Genomic DNA, 16,425 nt, shown 5'->3' with positions numbered 1-16,425 from the left:
CGGGGAGGTGGGGGTGTGCATGGATGGTGCGCAGGAATGGCGTGCGCATGTCATTCCAGGGCTTCAGTTGCTCTGTGGGCCCCTCGCGGTGGGCGCGAGCTCCCGCACTCGCGCCCACCGGGGACCCCCTCAGGCGGCCTTGTGTGCGCGGCCGCGATGGCTGCGCACGATCTCCGCGTACCGGTGCCCGGTTCCCTTGATCGTGCGGACCTGCGTGCGGTAGTCGACGTGGACCAGGCCGAAGCGCTTGTCGTAGCCGTACGCCCACTCGAAGTTGTCCAGCAGCGACCAGGCGAAGTAGCCGGCCAGCGGGGCACCCTTGCGGGCCGCCGAGGCGCAGGCAGCGAGGTGGCTCACCAGGTACTCCTGGCGCTCGGGGTCGTCGACGGTGCCGTCGGGGCGGACGACGTCCGGGTAGGCGGAGCCGTTCTCCGTGACGTAGATCTTCCGCGCGCCGTACTCGTCGGTGAGGCGGAGCAGCAGCGTCTCGATGCCGCTCGCGTCGATCTCCCAGTCCATGCCGGTACGGGGGACTCCGGGGCGGCGTACGGAGCGGACGCGGGGGGCAGGGCCACCTGGGTCGTCCGCCACGTACGCCGGGAAGTAGTAGTTGAGGCCGAGCCAGTCCAGCGGGGCGGCGATCATCGCCAGGTCGCCTTCCTGCTCCGGGAGTTCGACGCCGTACACCTCGCGCATGTCCGCCGGGAAGCCGCGGCCGTGGACCGGGTCCAGCCACCAGCGGTTGACGTGGCCGTCGTGGCGTCGGGCGGCCGCCACGTCCTCGGGGCGGTCACTGGCCGCGAACACCGTGGAGAGGTTGTTGACGATGCCGACCTTGGCGGTCGGCGCGGCCGCGCGGATCGCCTGGGTGGCCAGGCCGTGGCCGAGCAGGAGGTGGTAGGAGGCGCGGACGGCGGCCGTCAGGTCGGTCAGGCCCGGGGCCATCTTGCCTTCCAGGTGGCCGATCCAGGCCGAGCAGGAGGGCTCGTTGAGGGTGGCCCAGAGCCGCACGCGGTCGCCGAGGCGTTCGGCGACGGCCGAGGCGTAGTCGGCGAACGCGAGGGCGGTCGCCCGCTCCGGCCAGCCGCCGCGGTCCTGGAGCGCCTGGGGCAGGTCCCAGTGGTAGAGGGTGACGGAGGGGGTGATGCCCGCCTCCAGCAGGGCGTCGATCAGCTCGTCGTAGAAGGCGAGGCCCTTGGGGTTCACCGGGCCGTCCCCGCCGGGCAGCACGCGCGGCCAGGCGATCGACAACCGGTAGGCGTTGGTGCCGAGTCGGCGCATGAGCGCGATGTCCTCGCGCCAGCGGTGGTAGTGGTCGCAGGCGACGTCGCCGTGGTCGTCGCCCGCGATCCTTCCTGGGGTGTGCGAGAAGGTGTCCCAGATCGACGGGGAGCGGCCGTCCTCGGCGACGGCCCCCTCGATCTGGTACGCCGCTGTGGCCGTGCCCCACAGGAAGTCGTGCGGGAGTGCGGCGAGGTCGATGCGTTCGGACACGTAAGTCCCTTCAAAACGGGGCGGGTTCACTTGACGGCGCCCGCCGTCAGTCCCGCGACGAGATAGCGCTGCAGCAGCAGGAAGCCGGCGACCACGGGCACGCTCACGACCAGCGACGCGGCCATGATCTGGTTCCAGTAGACGTTGTTGAGCGTGGAGTAGCCCTGGAGGCCGACCGCGAGGGTGCGGGTCGTGTCGTTGGTCATGACGGAGGCGAACAGGACCTCGCCCCAGGCGGTCATGAAGGCGTACACGGCGACCGCGACGATGCCGGGAATGGCGGCCGGCACGACGATCCGCAGGAGCGCGCCGAGCGGTCCGCAGCCGTCGACCAGCGCCGCCTCGTCGAGGTCCTTCGGCACCGAGTCGAAGTACCCGATCAGCATCCAGATCGAGAACGGGAGGGAGAAGGTGAGGTACGTCAGGATCAGGCCGCCGCGCGAGCCGAACAGGGCGATCCCGGTGGCGTTTCCGATGTTGACGTACAGGAGGAACAGGGGCAGGAGGAAGAGGATGCCGGGGAACATCTGCGTCGACAGCACGGTGACCGTGAAGACGCGCTTGCCGCGGAAGGTGTAGCGGCTGACGGCGTACGCGGCGAACACCGCGATCACCACCGAGCAGACGGTCGCCGAGCCCGCCACGACCAGCGAGTTCACGAAGTACGTCGCGAGCGGGACGGTCGACCAGATGTCGATGTACGGGCGGATCGTCAGGCCGCTGGGCAGCCAGCGGAACTTGCCCGTGACGTCGGCGAGGGGCTTCAGGGAGCTGGAGACCATGACATACACCGGCACCAGGACGAAGCCGGTGAGCAGGGTGAGGAAGATCCGGCGGGTCCAGAGGAAGGACCGGGGCGGAGCCATCGGCGAGCGGGGGGCCGTGGGGGTGCTAGACATCGGCCGTCTTCCTTCCCCGGGAGGTCAGCAGGAGGTAGACGCCCGTGACGACGAGCAGGAACAGGAGCAGCAGGACGGACATCGCGGAGCCGGTGCCGAAGTTCCAGGTGACGAACGAGGCCTGGTAGATGTGGACGGAGATGAGGTCCGCGGCCTCGGGGGCGGACCTGCCGAACAGGACGTACGGCGTGTTGAAGTCGTTGAACGTCCACAGGAACAGGACCAGGACCAGCACCTGGTTGACCGGGCGCAGCGACGGCAGGGTGATGCGGCGGATCTGCTGCCACATCCCGGCGCCGTCCAGCGCGGCCGCCTCGTACAGCTCGCGCGGGATGTTCTGCAGTCCCGCCATGACGATGAGGAAGGCGAACGGCCAGCCCTTCCACACGTGCACGATCAGCAGCGCCCAGAAGCTGTTGTCGCCGATGAGCCAGAAGGACGGCTTGCCGGTGAGGTGCAGCTGGTCGTGCAGGACGTGGTTCACCAGGCCGTTGTCGTGCTGGAACATGAACACCCAGGTGATGACGGCCGCGTAGACGGGCAGCGCGTACGGCACCAGGAACAGTGCCCTGAGCAGGCCGCGGCCGCGGAACGTGTCCTGCATGCAGATCGCGGCGGCCGTGCCGATCAGCCAGCACAGGCCGACCGACAGCAGGGTGAAGCCGACCGTGACGAAGAAGGAGTGCAGCAGTGCCTCGCCGACCGGGGCGTCGAAGTCCACCGACATCCGGTAGTTGTCGAGGCCGGACCAGGGGGCGCTGCCCCAGTCGCGGATGTAGAACTGCGTGAGTTCCTTGAAGCTCATCACCACGCCGATCACCATCGGCACCAGGTGGACGAGGAGTTCGAGGAGCAGGGCGGGCAGGAGGAGCAGGTAGGGCAGAAAGGCGCGGCGGATCCGCCCGGTGCGGCGCGGGTCGCGCGCCGCACCGGGGGAGTTCGTCCGCACCGTCTTCCCGACCTCGGTGGCGGTCGTCATGGTGCCGGTGCTCACTTCGCGGGCATCTGCTGCTGGGCCTTCTGGAGCGCCGCCTTGACCGAGTCGGTGGTCACCGGGCGTCCGGCGGCGGCGTCGGCGAACAGGCCCTTCACGGCCGTACCGACCGTGGTCTCGAACTGCGACTCCGCGGCGACCTGCGGCAGCGCGGTTGCGCTGGTGGCGAGGGTCTGCTTCAGGACGGCGTTGGCCGGGGTGGTGAACGCGGCGTCCGACTGGGCGGCCTTGACCGGCGGGATGGTGGTGTAGGCGGTGTTGAGGATCTTCTGTTCCGCGTCGCTGGTCATGAACTTCACGAACTCGGTGGCGCCGTCGAGGTTGTGGGTGTTCTTGAAGACGGCGAGGTTGATGCCGGCCACCATGGAGTTGACCTGGGCGCCGGTGCCGGGGGTGCCGGACTGCACGGGGACGGGGGCGATGCCGTAGGCGTCGTCGCTCATGCCCTGCGACTTGAGGTTGGAGGACGCGGACTGCCACAGCAGCATCGCCAGCTTGCCCTTGGCGAAGTCGCTGACGGACTGGTTCTGCGCGTACTCGGCGTCTCCGGTCGGGATGACCTTGTCCTTGGCCATCAGGTCGACGTACTGCTTGACCGCGCCGACCACGCCGTCGTTCGTGAAGTCCGGCTTGCCGTCGGCGGTGAAGAAGTCGGCGCCGTGCTGCTTGGCGAAGACGAAGGTGTGGTGGATGTTCTCCGCCAGGTTCGCGCCCTCGGCACCGAGGACCGACTTGCCCTTGGCGGATATCTTCTTGCCGTCGGCGACCAGCTCGTCCCAGGTGGCCGGGGGCTTGGCGATGCCCGCGTCGGCGAAGATCTTCTTGTTGTAGTAGAGCGCGTACGCCATCGAGTACAGCGGCACGGCCGCCGGGTCCTTGCCCTGGGCGCCGGTGGAGCCGAGCGCCGAGTCGACGAAACGGTCCTTGCCGCCGATCTTGCCGAAGTTCTTCGCGTCCCACGGCAGCAGGGCTCCGGTGGCCTGCAGGGAGGCGCTCCAGGTGTTGCCGATGTTCAGCACGTCGGGGCCCTGGCCGGAGGTGGTCGCGGTGAGGATGCGGTTGAGCAGGTCGGACCAGGGCACGACCTCCAGCTTCACCTTGATGCCCGTCTGCTTCTCGAACTTGGTGAGTTCGGGCTGGAGGACCTTCTTGTCGACCTCGATGCTCGCGCCCTGGTTCGACGCCCAGTACGTGAGCGTCTTCGGCGAGTCGTTGGACCCGCCGCCGGTCGACGAGCCTCCGCCGCAGGCCGTGGCCGCGAGTGCGAGAGACAGAGTGACGGCGCCTACGGCCGCGGCTCGGATGCTGCGCATGGCTCCTGGTGTCCCCTTCCGGGATTGCCATCATGGCTTAATTTAGGACGTGAGTTAAACCTCGGAAGGCGGCTCCGTCAAGGGTTTGGACAGAGCACGACGAACTCTCGTCATACCCCTTGACGGCTCCGTTCACCACATGAAGCATTCCCCGGCGAGAGAGCGCTCCCTGAACTCCCCACCGTTCGCTTCCTGAATGAAGAGAGCCGCCCCATGAATGAGGAGAGCCGCCCCATGACGCCCCACTCCCCCGCGTCGCGGGGTCCGTCCGTCGGCCGCAGAAGTGTCCTCGGCGCCGCGGGCGCGGCCGCCGTCGCCTCGGCCGTGGCGGGAGGGGCCGCGCCCGCGTCGGCCGCCCCGTCCCGCGGGCGCCCTCGCGCCCTGCCCGGCGGTGGTGACCTCGGCCCGAACGTCCTCGTCTTCGACCCGTCGACCCCGGACATCCAGGCCCGCCTCGACGAGGTGTTCCGCCAGCAGGAGTCGGCCCAGTTCGGCACCGGCCGCTACGCCCTGCTGTTCAGGCCCGGCACCTATCACGGCCTCAACGCCCAGCTCGGCTTCTACACCTCGATCGCCGGCCTCGGCCTGTCCCCCGACGACACGACCATCAACGGGGACGTGACGGTCGACGCGGGCTGGTTCAACGGCAACGCGACACAGAACTTCTGGCGTTCGGCGGAGAACCTGGCCCTGGTGCCGGCGAACGGCACCAACCGATGGGCGGTCGCCCAGGCGGCCCCCTTCCGCCGTATGCACGTCCGCGGCGGGCTCAACCTCTCCCCCACCGGCTACGGCTGGGCCAGCGGCGGCTACATCGCGGACAGCCGCATCGACGGCCAGGTCGGACCGTACTCGCAGCAGCAGTGGTACACCCGCGACAGCGCGGTCGGCAGCTGGCTCAACGGCGTGTGGAACATGGTGTTCTCCGGCGTCGAGGGCGCCCCCGCGCAGAGCTTCCCGAACCCGCCGTACACCACGCTCGACACCACTCCCGTCTCCCGCGAGAAGCCCTTCCTCCACGTCAGCGGGAGCGAGTTCCGCGTCTTCCTGCCGGAGAAGCGCACGAACGCGCGCGGGACCACCTGGGGCAACGGAACCCCGAGGGGTACGTCCCTGCCGCTGTCGCAGTTCTACGTCGCCCGGCCGGGCGTCACCGCCGCGACCCTCAACCAGGCCCTGGCGCAAGGACTTCACCTGCTGCTCACCCCGGGTATCTACCACGTCGACCGGCCGATCCAGGTGAACCGCCCCGGCACCGTCGTCCTGGGCCTGGGGTACGCGACCATCGTGCCCGACAACGGCGTCACCGCCCTGAGGGTCGCCGACGTGGACGGTGTGCGCCTGGCGGGCCTCCTGATCGACGCGGGCCCGGTCAACTCCCCGACTCTGCTGGAGGTCGGGCCGGCGGGCGCGTCCCGGGACCACTTGGCCAACCCCACCACCGTGCAGGACGTGTTCGTACGCATCGGCGGCGCGGGCGCGGGCAGGGCCACCACCAGCATGGTGATCAACAGCCGGCACACGATCGTCGACCACACCTGGGTGTGGCGCGCCGACCACGGCACCGGCGTCGGCTGGGAGACCAACCGGGCCGACTACGGCGTCGTCGTCAACGGCCACGACGTCCTGGCGACCGGCCTGTTCGTCGAGCACTTCAACAAGTACGACGTGCAGTGGTACGGCCAGCGGGGCCGCACGATCTTCTTCCAGAACGAGAAGGCCTACGACGCCCCGAACCAGGCCGCGATCCAGAACGGCCCGGTGAAGGGCTACGCCGCCTACAAGGTCGGCGACGGCGTCACCGCGCACGAGGGATGGGGCCTGGGCAGCTACTGCTACTACAACGCCGACCCCACCATCGTGCAGCACAGCGGCTTCGCCGCCCCGAACCGGCCCGGGGTGCGCTTCCACGGCCTGCTGGTGATCTCGCTCGGCGGGAACGGGCAGTACGAGCACGTGATCAACGAGACCGGGGCGCCGACGTCGGGGACGTCGACGGTGCCGTCCACGGTGATGTCGTACCCGTGAGCCGGGGGCGGCCCCGCCCTGGCGAGGGGCGGGGCCGCCGTATCGGTCTGCGTAGCGGTCACCGTGGCGGTCGCCGTGGCGGTCGCCGTATCGGTCGCCGTGGCGGCCCGGTCTCCGCAGCGGTCACCGCGTCGGCCGCCGCAGCGGTCACCGCGTCGGCCGCCGTAGTGGTCACCGCGTCGGCGTTCCGGTCGGCGCCGGCGCGTAGCCGGTCGGGCGGGCCGTGAAGGTGCCGCGGCCCTGGGTCCGGCTGCGCAACCGGGTCGCGTAGCCGAAGAGTTCGGCCAGTGGCACGGTGGCCGTCACGACCGCAGCGCCGCCGCGAGCGGTCGAGCCCGAGACCCGGCCGCGGCGCGCGGCCAGGTCGCCGAGCACGCCGCCGACCGCGTCCTCGGGCACGGTGACCGTGACCTCGGCGACCGGCTCCAGGAGGACCATCTCGCAGGCGCGCAGGGCCTCCCGGAGCCCGAGCCGGCCCGCCGTGCGGAAGGCGGTGTCCGAGGAGTCCTTCACATGGGTCGCCCCGTCGGTGAGGGTGACGCGCAGCCCGGTCACCGGATGCCCGCCGAGCGGACCCTCGGCCAGGGCGTCCCGGCAGCCGGCCTCGACCGCGCGGACGTACTCCTGCGGGACCCGCCCGCCGACGACCGCCGAGCGGAACTCGAAGCCCTGCGTGCCGGCTCCGCCGACGTCCCACGGCTCGACGTCCAGGACGACATGGGCGAACTGCCCTGCCCCGCCGTCCTGTTTGACGTGCCGGAAGACCAGCCCGGACACGCCACGCTCGACGGTCTCGCGGTAGGCCACCCTCGGGCGGCCGACGCCGACGTCCGGTCCGCCGTCGCGGCGGATCTTCTCCACCGCGACCTCCAGGTGCAGTTCGCCCATGCCGGACAGCACGGTCTGGCCGGTCTCGGCGTCGGTCCGCACCACCAGCGACGGGTCCTCCTCGGCCAGCCGGGCCAGCGCCTGCGCCAGCCGGCCGGTGTCGGTGCTCCTGCGAGCCTCGACCGCCACGGACACCACCGGGTCGGCGGCCGTCGACGGTTCCAGGACGAGCGGGACGTCCGGGGCGCACAGGGTCGAGCCGGCGCGGGCCGACCTGAGTCCGACCAGGGCGACGATGTCCCCGGCGACCGCCCGGTCCAGCCGTTCGTGCCGGTCGGCCATGACCCGCAGGATCCGCGCGACGCGCTCGGCGCGCCCGGTGCCCGGGTCCCACACGGTGTCTCCCTTCTCGATGGCGCCCGAGTAGACGCGTACGTAGGTCAGCCGTCCGGTGGCGGTCGCGTTCACCTTGAACGCCAGCGCCGCGAACGGGGCTTCGGGGTCGGCGGCCCGCCGCTGCTCGGCACCGTCGTGCATACCGCGTACGGCGGGCACGTCCAGCGGTGAGGGCAGGTAGGCGACGACCGCGTCCAGGAGCGGTTCGATGCCGCGGTTGCGGTAGGCCGAGCCGCACAGCACGACCACGCCGTCGCCGGTGCGGGTCAGATCGCGCAGGGCGGAGACGAGGGTCGGCGTGGACACGGACGACTGCATACGAAATTCATCCGCGGGCGACTGTGTACGGAATGCGTCGGCGGACGACTGCATACGAGATTCGCCGACGGGTGACCGCATACGAGATTTGCCGACGGGTGACTGCATACAGAATTCCTCCAGCGCCGCCGGATGCAGTTCGGCCACCGCCTCCTCCAGCAGTCGGCGGCGCCGCCACGCCTCCTCGCGCAGTTCCTCCGGCACCGGCCCCTCCTCGGCGACGCCGTCGCCGTCGGACCAGACCAGCGACCGCATGCCCAGCAGGTCGACCACGCCGGTGAACCCGTTCTCCGTCCCGATGGGCAGCTGCACGACGAGCGGCGCCGGGTGGAGCCGTCGCCGGATCGACTCGACAGCCGCGTCCAGGTCGGCGCCCGCGCGGTCCAGCTTGTTGACGAAGGCGATCCGCGGTACGCCGTGCCGGTCGGCCTGCCGCCACACCGACTCGCTCTGCGGCTCGACCCCGGCGACGGCGTCGAACACCGCGACCGCGCCGTCGAGCACGCGCAGCGAACGCTCGACCTCGTCGGCGAAGTCGACGTGGCCGGGGGTGTCGATCAGGTTGATCCGGTGTCCGTTCCAGGCGCAGCTCACGGCGGCGGCGAAAATGGTGATCCCACGGTCGCGCTCCTGGGGGTCGAAGTCGGTGACGGTCGTGCCGTCGTGGACCTCACCGCGTTTGTGCGTGGTCCCGGTCGCATACAGGATCCGCTCGGTGAGGGTGGTCTTGCCGGCGTCGACGTGGGCGAGGATGCCGAGGTTGCGGACGACGGTCTGAGCAGTGGTGCGCACGGCCCGGTGCCTTTCGGGTATGGGGCTGGAAAAGGGCGGCGCGATTGCCCGTGCGGACGTCGAGACGTCAACACGACGTCGATGACCTGACGTTCCGCCGGCAGGCGGGCTCGAGTCCCGCGCCGGTGGGGTCAGTCGTGCGTCACGGGTGTCCGGTACCGGCCGCGCAGCGGGCACCGGGCGGACGAGGACACGAGGATCACCTCGTACCGGGCGCGGGAAGCGGCCACAGCGGTGCGGTCTCGCACGGCCCTGCTCCCCTCACTCGTCCCACTGGTCGTCACGGCACACGGCGCACGGCCGGCTGGTGGCGGCGCGCGGTGCGTCGTGGCGAGTGTAGGAAGGCCGGCACGGCCCGGTCACCCGGTTTTTCCGACCGGCCGGACAAGGGTGCCGGCGCCATGCGTCGACCCGGCCGGAGTGCCGGTGGAAACGGAGTTCAGCTCGCCGGAAGGTCGCCGACATGCTCCGGAAAGAATGCCGAGAATATTCGAACAAGGGGTAAATGGATCGGAAACAAAGACAAAAGGGGGCAGGCGGTATTCATACCTGCGAGCGAGGTCACCCCCTTGGCCACGAGCGGTGTCATGGCCGACGCCGACGGGCTCCTGTCCGACCATAACGCCCTTTGTTCCGGAGTGGCGGTGGCCACCGGACTCGGCGATCCGATGGGCCCGCGAAACCCTCCGGACGACGACCGAATACCCGCCTGCCTGAGGCGTTGCGCCATCGATCGGAAACTCGGCGGCGCGATGGCGGGGCGTCATGCGATGCGGCGCCGGCGGTCGTACGCCTCCACGGCACCGCGCGTCGACGCCGAACCGGCGCCGCGGATTCACGCCCGGGCCTCGATTCCGGATTCCGTGACGGCCGTGTTCGAAGAGAATTTCATGTATCGGCCATGACGGAACAAGGAATCGGGGAACATCCCGGCCGTTCCATGTCGCGGTGGACGAGGAAATCCGGGTTTCGAGAGCGGTCGTGTCGTGCCGCTGCGGGAACTTGTTCCGGAAATCGCGGACGGCGTGCCGCCGTTCGTACACCGGATCGTCGTCCATCTCGCCGTCCATCTCGCCGTCCATCTCGCCGTACCGCACGCGACCGCGCCGCGACACAGGCGGCCCCCAGCATCAAGGGCCAGTCCCTCGCCTTCACCACGACGCTTCCCGCCCGGGGTGTTGGCGAGCCCCTCAGGGCAGCCGACGCCGTGCCGCACGAGGCCGCACTGCCGCAGTTCCTGCCGAGTGAGCGTGCGGAAGGCCGGTCCGGCCGACCGGGACGCGGGACGAATGCGACGGCATACTCACCAAGCACGGGCAGCCGGCACAGTTCGGCACCTACCGGGAGATCCGCGTGACGACCGGACAGGACGCGGGATTCCTGGAGAGCTTCCCGGACATTCCCGTCCAGTCCTATTTCTCCGGTGCGGATCCGGCCGCGTCATCAGCGCGTTGGCCCGACATTTTCCGGACATTCATCTGGCCGGTATCGACAACTCGGGGGCGGCCGCGAAGCGCTTTCGGGAGTGATGTGCCGGACCGGCGCGGTTCATCGAGGGGGACCTCATCGACTCCGGTGTCTGGCCGAAAAGCGCGGTCGGCCTCACACTGCCGGGCAACGTCGCGCTCAACTCCTTCACGTCCCCCTCCGAGTCGCGGCCCCGCAGGTCATGTGGTCGTCGTGGTGTTCCAGGAGTCGTTTCCGGAACGTTTTGTCCACCTGCGCGAAAGGTGTGACGCCGTTCCATTCGAGGACCGGCGGGGCGTACGGCCGCTCATCCGGCGCGGCGCCGACTTCGCGCTGGAGACGCGGAAGTCGCGGCACGACTACTTCATCGGGACGTGTGAAGGGGATGCGTACCCGTTCCCCGGTGTTCCAGGCATTCATGAAGAACGCGTGTGGACTTCTCGTGAAGTCCGGGCAATGGCCGAGAAACCGGGACTCGCTTACCAGGGACAAGTCACCGGGGAAGTCACTGGCGATGGTGCGCACGGATGGCCGGTCGACGCCCTTGCGCCATGCGAGCAGTCCTAATCTGTTCCATAGGTTTTGAAGTGAACGCGGCAAGCGGATGGATTGGACTCGATTGGACACGCAGAAGACGCGGAAGACGACGTTCTCGCCGCTGCGCAGGCGCATGCTGGTCCCCGCTCCTGCCCTGGTTCTGATCGCGGGAACTCTCTTCTCACGCGTCGGCGACTCGTTCGCCTCCCTCGGCATGGTGCTGGACGCGGCGGACAAGGGCGTCCGCTTCGGCGTGACCGAGGTACTCCTGGCCGAGCTCCTGCCCACGGTGGTCGCCGCGCCCTTCATCGGGTCGCTGGTGGACCGGGTCAGCGCCCGCTCGGTGTGGCGGTGGGCGCTGGTGGTCCAGGCGCTGTCCCTGGGCGGCGCCGCCGCGGTGGACGGCTTCCATCTGCGAGTGGGTCTCATCGCCCTGTCGGGGCTGGCCGGTGTGGCGTCGGTGACCGCGGGTTTCAAGGTCCTGCCCGTCGTCGCGGGCGAGGAGCACACGGGCCGGGCGAACAGCCTGCTCACCGCCGGGCTGTCGGCGGCGGGGCTGCTCGGTCCTGCGCTGGCGGGCCTCCTGCACTCCGTACGGGGCACCTCCTTCCTGCTCGGCGCGGACGCGGTCTCGTTCCTCGTGCTCGTCTGGTGCACCGCGCTCGCCGTCCCCCGCGCCGTGGACGTGACGATCGGCCGCCGGCCCGCCACGAAGCTGTCCGACGGGTACCGGGCACTGCGGCACGCGCCGGTCGTCGGCGCGATGCTGCCCACGCTGGCCGCGGCGATGCTGGCCACCAGCGTCGAGGGGGTCGCGGGCGTCTACTACCTGCGTGACGTCGCCGACGGCAACGACACCCTCTTCGGCCTGTTCCTGGCGACCTGGGCGCTGGGCGCCATCCCGGGCGCACTGCTCGCGGGCCGCGCGGGATGGTCGGGCCGGCACACCGCGCTCATCCTGGGCGGGGTGCTCGGCATCTCGCTGGGGCTGATGTGCGCCGGCCTGCTCCCCATGGCCGCGGCGATCTTCCCGCTCTTCCTGCTCGGCGGCTTCGGCAACGGCGTGTGCAACGTCGGTCTGCGCAATGCGGTGCACACCAATGTCCCCGCCGAGGTGCACGGCAGCGCCTGGGCCTGCTACCAGGCCCTGTCCCGCAGTTGCATCGGCCTCGGCTATCTGCTGGGCACCCCCAACGGTCTGGTCTCCAGCCGCGGCCAGGTGATCCTCTCCGGCGCGGTTCCCCTGGTCTTCGTGGTGTGGTCGATGCTGCGCACGGTCCGCCGCAGACAGCCGGCCGTGGGAGAGGTCTCCGGGTAGGGAGTGAGGAGACTGTCCGTCAGCGGCCCTTGACGGCGCCGGCGGGTGAGCGGTTCACGAGGAGGAGACGGGGGTTCGGCTCGACCGGTGGCGGCGATGGGATCCGCTGTCCGCCGTCTTCGTGGTGCCGGTGGTGGCCGTGGTGGCCGTGGTGTCGGCCGATGCCGCGGACCGGGGCTTCGCCGACTGCCGCACCGCGCGCAGCCCGCGCGCCCATACCGACCGCCCCATCGCGAACGGTGGCCCGCTGCACCCGTCGCCCGCACCGATCGCCGATCCCGACGAGACGACTCGCCCCGGCACACGCCGGCTCCGTCACGCACCACACCCGAGGCATCGCGGTGTGTGAGGGACAACCGCCGAAGACAGGGTGCGCGGCACCCTGGAAGAGGAGGTGTGACGGCGGAGAGGAGGCGTGATGCGAACCAGCGACGAGATCTATCACCAGGTCCGCTGGGACCCGCGGTTCGACCCGGCCCGGTTCGTGCTGGGGATCAGCCAGCGCGGGGGTGCCCTCAAACGCGTCGCGCTGCCTTCCTTCGTGCCCGGGGGCGACATCCCGTGGCACCGGGTGGTGTTCATCGAGGCGGACGGCGAGGTGCTCTGGGACCGGGCGACAGGGGTGGACCGCATCGACACGTCGGGCGCCGGCCGGGTGCGTAACCCGCAAGCGGACCCGAGCTCCGGCCCGGGAGAACCCGTCGGCGTCCTCGGCCTGTCCACGACGGCCCGCACAGCGGTGGCCTGGATCCCGCCCGCGGAGCTGTGGCCGCCCATCCAGGACATCCGCCGGGACTACGATCCGCAGATCCACCGCTGGCCGCCGCACGTCAATGTGCTCTTCCCCTTCGTGCCGGAGTCCGATTTCGAGCGGGCCGCCTCGCTGCTCGCCGCGGCGACGGCCGAGACGCCGGTCTTCACCGCCCTGCTGGACGGGGTGCGGACATTCCAGCACAGGGCGTACTCCACCGTGTGGCTCGACCCGACGGCGGCCGGCAAGGCGCCGTGGGCGGACCTGCACCGCGTACTGCGGCAGCGGTTCCCGCGCTGTCATGGGACCGCCAAGGACTTCACCCCGCATCTGTCCCTGGGCCGGACCCGGGATCCACGGAGAGTCAGCGCCGACTGCGTCACCCGGCTCGAAGCCATGACGGCGACAGTCTGGGAACTCGTCCTGCTCTCGCGCAGGGGTCACGGGCCGATGCGGCCACGGGCCACGATCGCCCTGCGCACGGGCGACGTCCGCCGGCTGCCCGCACCCGGCCTCGAAGCGCCTGGTCCGGAGGACACGGCATGGCTCTGCGAGATCTCCGACAGGTGAGGCCATGGCCAGGTGGGACGAAACGCCGCCGGGGATTCAGGTCGCATGGGCGCAGCGTCCGAGCCGCCGCTGACGAGCATGCCGTGATCGCGTCTCCGTCCCACCGGCCCACCACTGGCCCGTGCTCGCCGAGCAGTCGGCGCGGCCGCCGATGCCGGCCACACCAGCCCCGGCGATCTCCCACCTCCGCAGCCAGGAGATCTCCCTGACCTGCGATCCCGCTGCCAGGACCCTGACCGCGGACATGCCCCGGACAGAAAGGATCACCACCAGCCGACCCGAAGCCTGCGCCACGACCCCGGTTCCGGGTGCGCTCCGGCGTCGAGGCGGCCTGGTGGCGGGCCAGGCGCCGGTCACGTCGAGGCCCCTCGCCTGCGTATCGCTGTACAGCCTGCACCGATCGGCGAGAGCAGATCGACCACGCGCCATCCGGCCGTCGAGCAGAGCCTCGGCGACGGTCTCGCATCGCGTGGAATCCGCCACAATTACCTCCCTTAAGAGGGATGTATGCATAAAAGTAGTTCTTTGAAGCCGGTTGCACTCCTCCGGCGACCAGCTCCAGGGATTCGACGACCAGCGGCATGGGAGAAACGTTTGATCACAGTACGTAAGCGACACACCGGACTGATGGCTACGGCCGGCGTACTCGGCGGCGTACTCGCACTCACGGTCCTCGGCGGTACCAGCAACGCCGCCACCAGCGGCAACGACACCGGGAACCAGCCGAAATCGCAGGCGCAGGTGAATCAGGCGGGTGCCCAGGACGCTTCCGACGCCCGAATAAAGATCACGCCCGGGCAGGGCGCCTACAGTGTCGGGATCAACGGCCCCGTCAAAGTCACCGTCAGCAACGGCAAGCTCACCAAGGTGACCATGACCGCCGTCGCGACCGGTGCCCAGATTCCGGGCACCCTGTCCGCGGACGGCACGTCCTGGAAGCCGGACGGCCGGCTGGAGCGGGCCACCCGATATCAGGTCGCCGCAGAGGCCGAGGACGCCAAGGGCCGCTCCGCCACCGGGAACGCCACGATCACCACGGTCTCCCCGGCCGGCGACTTCATCGGGCACCTCTCCCCCGAGGACGGCTCGACCGTCGGCGTGGGCATGCCGGTGACGGTCAACTTCGACAGGGCGATCAGCCACAAGGCCGCCGTGGAATCGGAGATCCAGGTCAGCTCCAGCAGCGGCCAGCGGGTCGTCGGTCACTGGCTCGACGACGGCCGCCTGGACTTCCGCCCCGAGAACTACTGGCAGTCCGGCTCCACCGTCACCGTCAAGCTCACCCTCCACGGCGTCCAGAAGACGGTCACGTTCAAGATCGGCCGGAGCCAGATCAGCACCGTCGACGCCAGGACGAAGCAGATGACCGTCGTACGGGACGGCAAGACGATCAAGACCATCCCGATCTCGTCCGGCAGCCCCGAGCACCCGACGCACAACGGTCAGATGGTCATCTCCGAGAAGTTCGGGCAGATCCATATGAACGGTGCGACCGTCGGCCTCACGGAGAAGGACGGCAAGCCCTCGTACGACATCAGGGCCGTACCCCACGCCATGCGCCTGACCGACTCGGGCACGTTCATCCACGGCAACTACTGGGGTGCCGACTCGGTCTTCGGCAAGGTCAACACCAGCCACGGCTGCGTGGGTCTGAAGGACGTCAGGGGCGGCGGCGACGACAAGCAGCCCGCCGCGTGGTTCTTCGACAACTCGGTGATCGGTGACGTCGTGATCGTCAAGAACTCCGAGGACAAGACCATGCTGGCCCCGGACAACGGCCTCAGCGACTGGAACATGCCGTGGAACGAGTGGGTCTCGGGCAGCACGTCCGGCTGACACCACGTCACTCCACGCATATGAACCTGAATCCCTTCCGCCAGGCGGCGGCCGACACCATGTCGGCCGCCGCCTGCGGCATCAGGGCGCTCGAACAGCCCTCGTCCCGGAATCACGCGACCCGAAGGCCCCAGGAACGACGAAAAACCGGTGAGCCATATGACTCGACCGGCAATTCGTGAACGTATCGCGGACGATCTAGTGAACGTCCCATGTGTATGCGTATGCGTGTCCGAGGGGGGACTTGAACCCCCACGCCCGATAAAGGGCACTAGCACCTCAAGCTAGCGCGTCTGCCATTCCGCCACCCGGACCAGGTGTCTGTCGCCTTGCCGGGACTGCTCCCCGCGACGACATGGACAACAATACCAAGGTTTCGGAGTGCGTTTCACCTGCGTATTCGCCGGTGAGCCACATCACCGCACGTGGCCGTACGGCTACGGCGACGTGACCAGGGACCGCAGGGCGCGGACGAGTGTCGCGGCCGTCTCCTCGTCGAGCGGAGCGAGGAAGCGGCGCTCCGCGCTGCGGCGCGCCGCCTCGCCCTCCCGCAGGCAGTCCCGGCCGGCGGGCGTGAGCTCGACGATGTTGCGGCGGCGGTCCTGCGGGCTGCGCCGCCGCTCCACCAAGCCACGGTCCTCCAGGGAATCGAGCAGCGACACCATCGTCGTGCGGTCCACGCCGAGCCGCCCGGCCACCTCGACCTGCGACAACGGATCGTCACCGGAGAGCACCACCAGCACCGCCAGCTCATGGCCGTCCACGCCGTACGGCGCGAGCGCCTCCGCCGACGCGCGGGCGAGCCCGGCCTGGGCGTGCTTGAGGAGGTAGCCGAGCCGGAATTCCAGGGGGGTGGGCCGCTGCTCACTGTCCATGGCCGAAAC

12 protein-coding genes and 1 tRNA gene are annotated in these 16,425 nt (G+C 69.9%); 5 read left to right on the top strand and 8 right to left on the bottom strand.

Translation table 11 applies throughout. The annotated features are described in order from the left end of the window. Nucleotides 1-129: 129 nt before the first annotated feature. From ACIPSA_RS13375 to ACIPSA_RS13360, 4 genes are read right to left on the bottom strand one after another with little or no spacing between them, the layout of a single operon-like run. Complete coding sequence (locus ACIPSA_RS13375) at nt 130-1,494, bottom strand: GH1 family beta-glucosidase (RefSeq protein ID WP_402633024.1); 1,365 nt, start codon at nt 1,492-1,494, stop codon at nt 130-132. Between the two features lie 26 nt (nt 1,495-1,520). After that, nucleotides 1,521-2,360: a carbohydrate ABC transporter permease gene (locus tag ACIPSA_RS13370; RefSeq protein ID WP_402633772.1), complete on the bottom strand. Its 840-nt coding sequence runs from the start codon at nt 2,358-2,360 to the stop codon at nt 1,521-1,523. Between the two features lie 25 nt (nt 2,361-2,385). Continuing rightward, nucleotides 2,386-3,372 (bottom strand): carbohydrate ABC transporter permease, encoded by a 987-nt coding sequence (locus ACIPSA_RS13365; RefSeq protein WP_402633021.1) that lies wholly within the window; start codon nt 3,370-3,372, stop codon nt 2,386-2,388. A gap of 11 nt (nt 3,373-3,383) precedes the next feature. After that, on the bottom strand, nt 3,384-4,700 hold the full coding sequence (locus ACIPSA_RS13360; protein WP_402633018.1) for an ABC transporter substrate-binding protein: 1,317 nt from the start codon (nt 4,698-4,700) through the stop codon (nt 3,384-3,386). A gap of 234 nt (nt 4,701-4,934) precedes the next feature. Here ACIPSA_RS13360 and ACIPSA_RS13355 point away from each other — a divergent pair, with 234 nt between their 5' ends. Beyond that, the gene (locus tag ACIPSA_RS13355; protein ID WP_402633016.1) at nt 4,935-6,728 is read left to right on the top strand and encodes a coagulation factor 5/8 type domain-containing protein; all 1,794 of its coding nucleotides are present in this window, start codon (nt 4,935-4,937) and stop codon (nt 6,726-6,728) included. A gap of 171 nt (nt 6,729-6,899) precedes the next feature. Here the strand turns inward: ACIPSA_RS13355 and ACIPSA_RS13350 are convergent, their stop codons facing one another. Further along, entirely contained in the window at nt 6,900-9,062 is a 2,163-nt protein-coding gene (locus ACIPSA_RS13350) for an elongation factor G (RefSeq protein ID WP_402633013.1), read from the bottom strand. A 587-nt stretch (nt 9,063-9,649) separates the two neighbouring features. Here ACIPSA_RS13350 and ACIPSA_RS13345 point away from each other — a divergent pair. After that, nucleotides 9,650-9,967, top strand: coding sequence for a hypothetical protein (locus ACIPSA_RS13345; RefSeq protein ID WP_402633010.1), 318 nt, complete (start codon nt 9,650-9,652; stop codon nt 9,965-9,967). 730 nt (nt 9,968-10,697) lie between these two features. Here the strand turns inward: ACIPSA_RS13345 and ACIPSA_RS13340 are convergent. Continuing rightward, nucleotides 10,698-11,201 carry a hypothetical protein gene (locus ACIPSA_RS13340; RefSeq protein ID WP_402633008.1) on the bottom strand — a complete coding sequence of 168 codons (504 nt, stop codon included), beginning with the start codon at nt 11,199-11,201 and terminating at the stop codon, nt 10,698-10,700. Between ACIPSA_RS13340 and ACIPSA_RS13335 the strand changes: the two genes are divergently transcribed. The 3 genes from ACIPSA_RS13335 (at nt 11,200) to ACIPSA_RS13325 (ending at nt 15,541) form a co-directional block, all read left to right on the top strand. Beyond that, a complete protein-coding gene (locus ACIPSA_RS13335; protein WP_402633006.1) occupies nt 11,200-12,384 on the top strand; it encodes an MFS transporter in 1,185 nt (394 codons plus the stop codon). The genes ACIPSA_RS13340 and ACIPSA_RS13335 overlap by 2 nt on opposite strands. Before the next feature lie 418 nt (nt 12,385-12,802). Further along, complete coding sequence (locus ACIPSA_RS13330) at nt 12,803-13,705, top strand: RNA repair domain-containing protein (RefSeq protein ID WP_402633003.1); 903 nt, start codon at nt 12,803-12,805, stop codon at nt 13,703-13,705. A 627-nt stretch (nt 13,706-14,332) separates the two neighbouring features. Further along, on the top strand, nt 14,333-15,541 hold the full coding sequence (locus ACIPSA_RS13325; protein ID WP_402633000.1) for an Ig-like domain-containing protein: 1,209 nt from the start codon (nt 14,333-14,335) through the stop codon (nt 15,539-15,541). 229 nt (nt 15,542-15,770) lie between these two features. Here the strand turns inward: ACIPSA_RS13325 and ACIPSA_RS13320 are convergent. Together ACIPSA_RS13320 and ACIPSA_RS13315 are read right to left on the bottom strand one after the other, a co-directional pair. Beyond that, nucleotides 15,771-15,855, bottom strand: a tRNA-Leu gene (locus tag ACIPSA_RS13320). A gap of 123 nt (nt 15,856-15,978) precedes the next feature. Further along, nucleotides 15,979-16,416: a MarR family winged helix-turn-helix transcriptional regulator gene (locus tag ACIPSA_RS13315; protein ID WP_402632998.1), complete on the bottom strand. Its 438-nt coding sequence runs from the start codon at nt 16,414-16,416 to the stop codon at nt 15,979-15,981. Nucleotides 16,417-16,425: the final 9 nt, after the last annotated feature.

The organism is Streptomyces sp. NPDC086549 (assembly GCF_044746205.1).
GTDB lineage: Bacteria > Actinomycetota > Actinomycetes > Streptomycetales > Streptomycetaceae > Streptomyces.
Note: the sequence above shows the minus strand (reverse complement) of the source record. Positions and strands in the feature narration are given on the sequence as shown.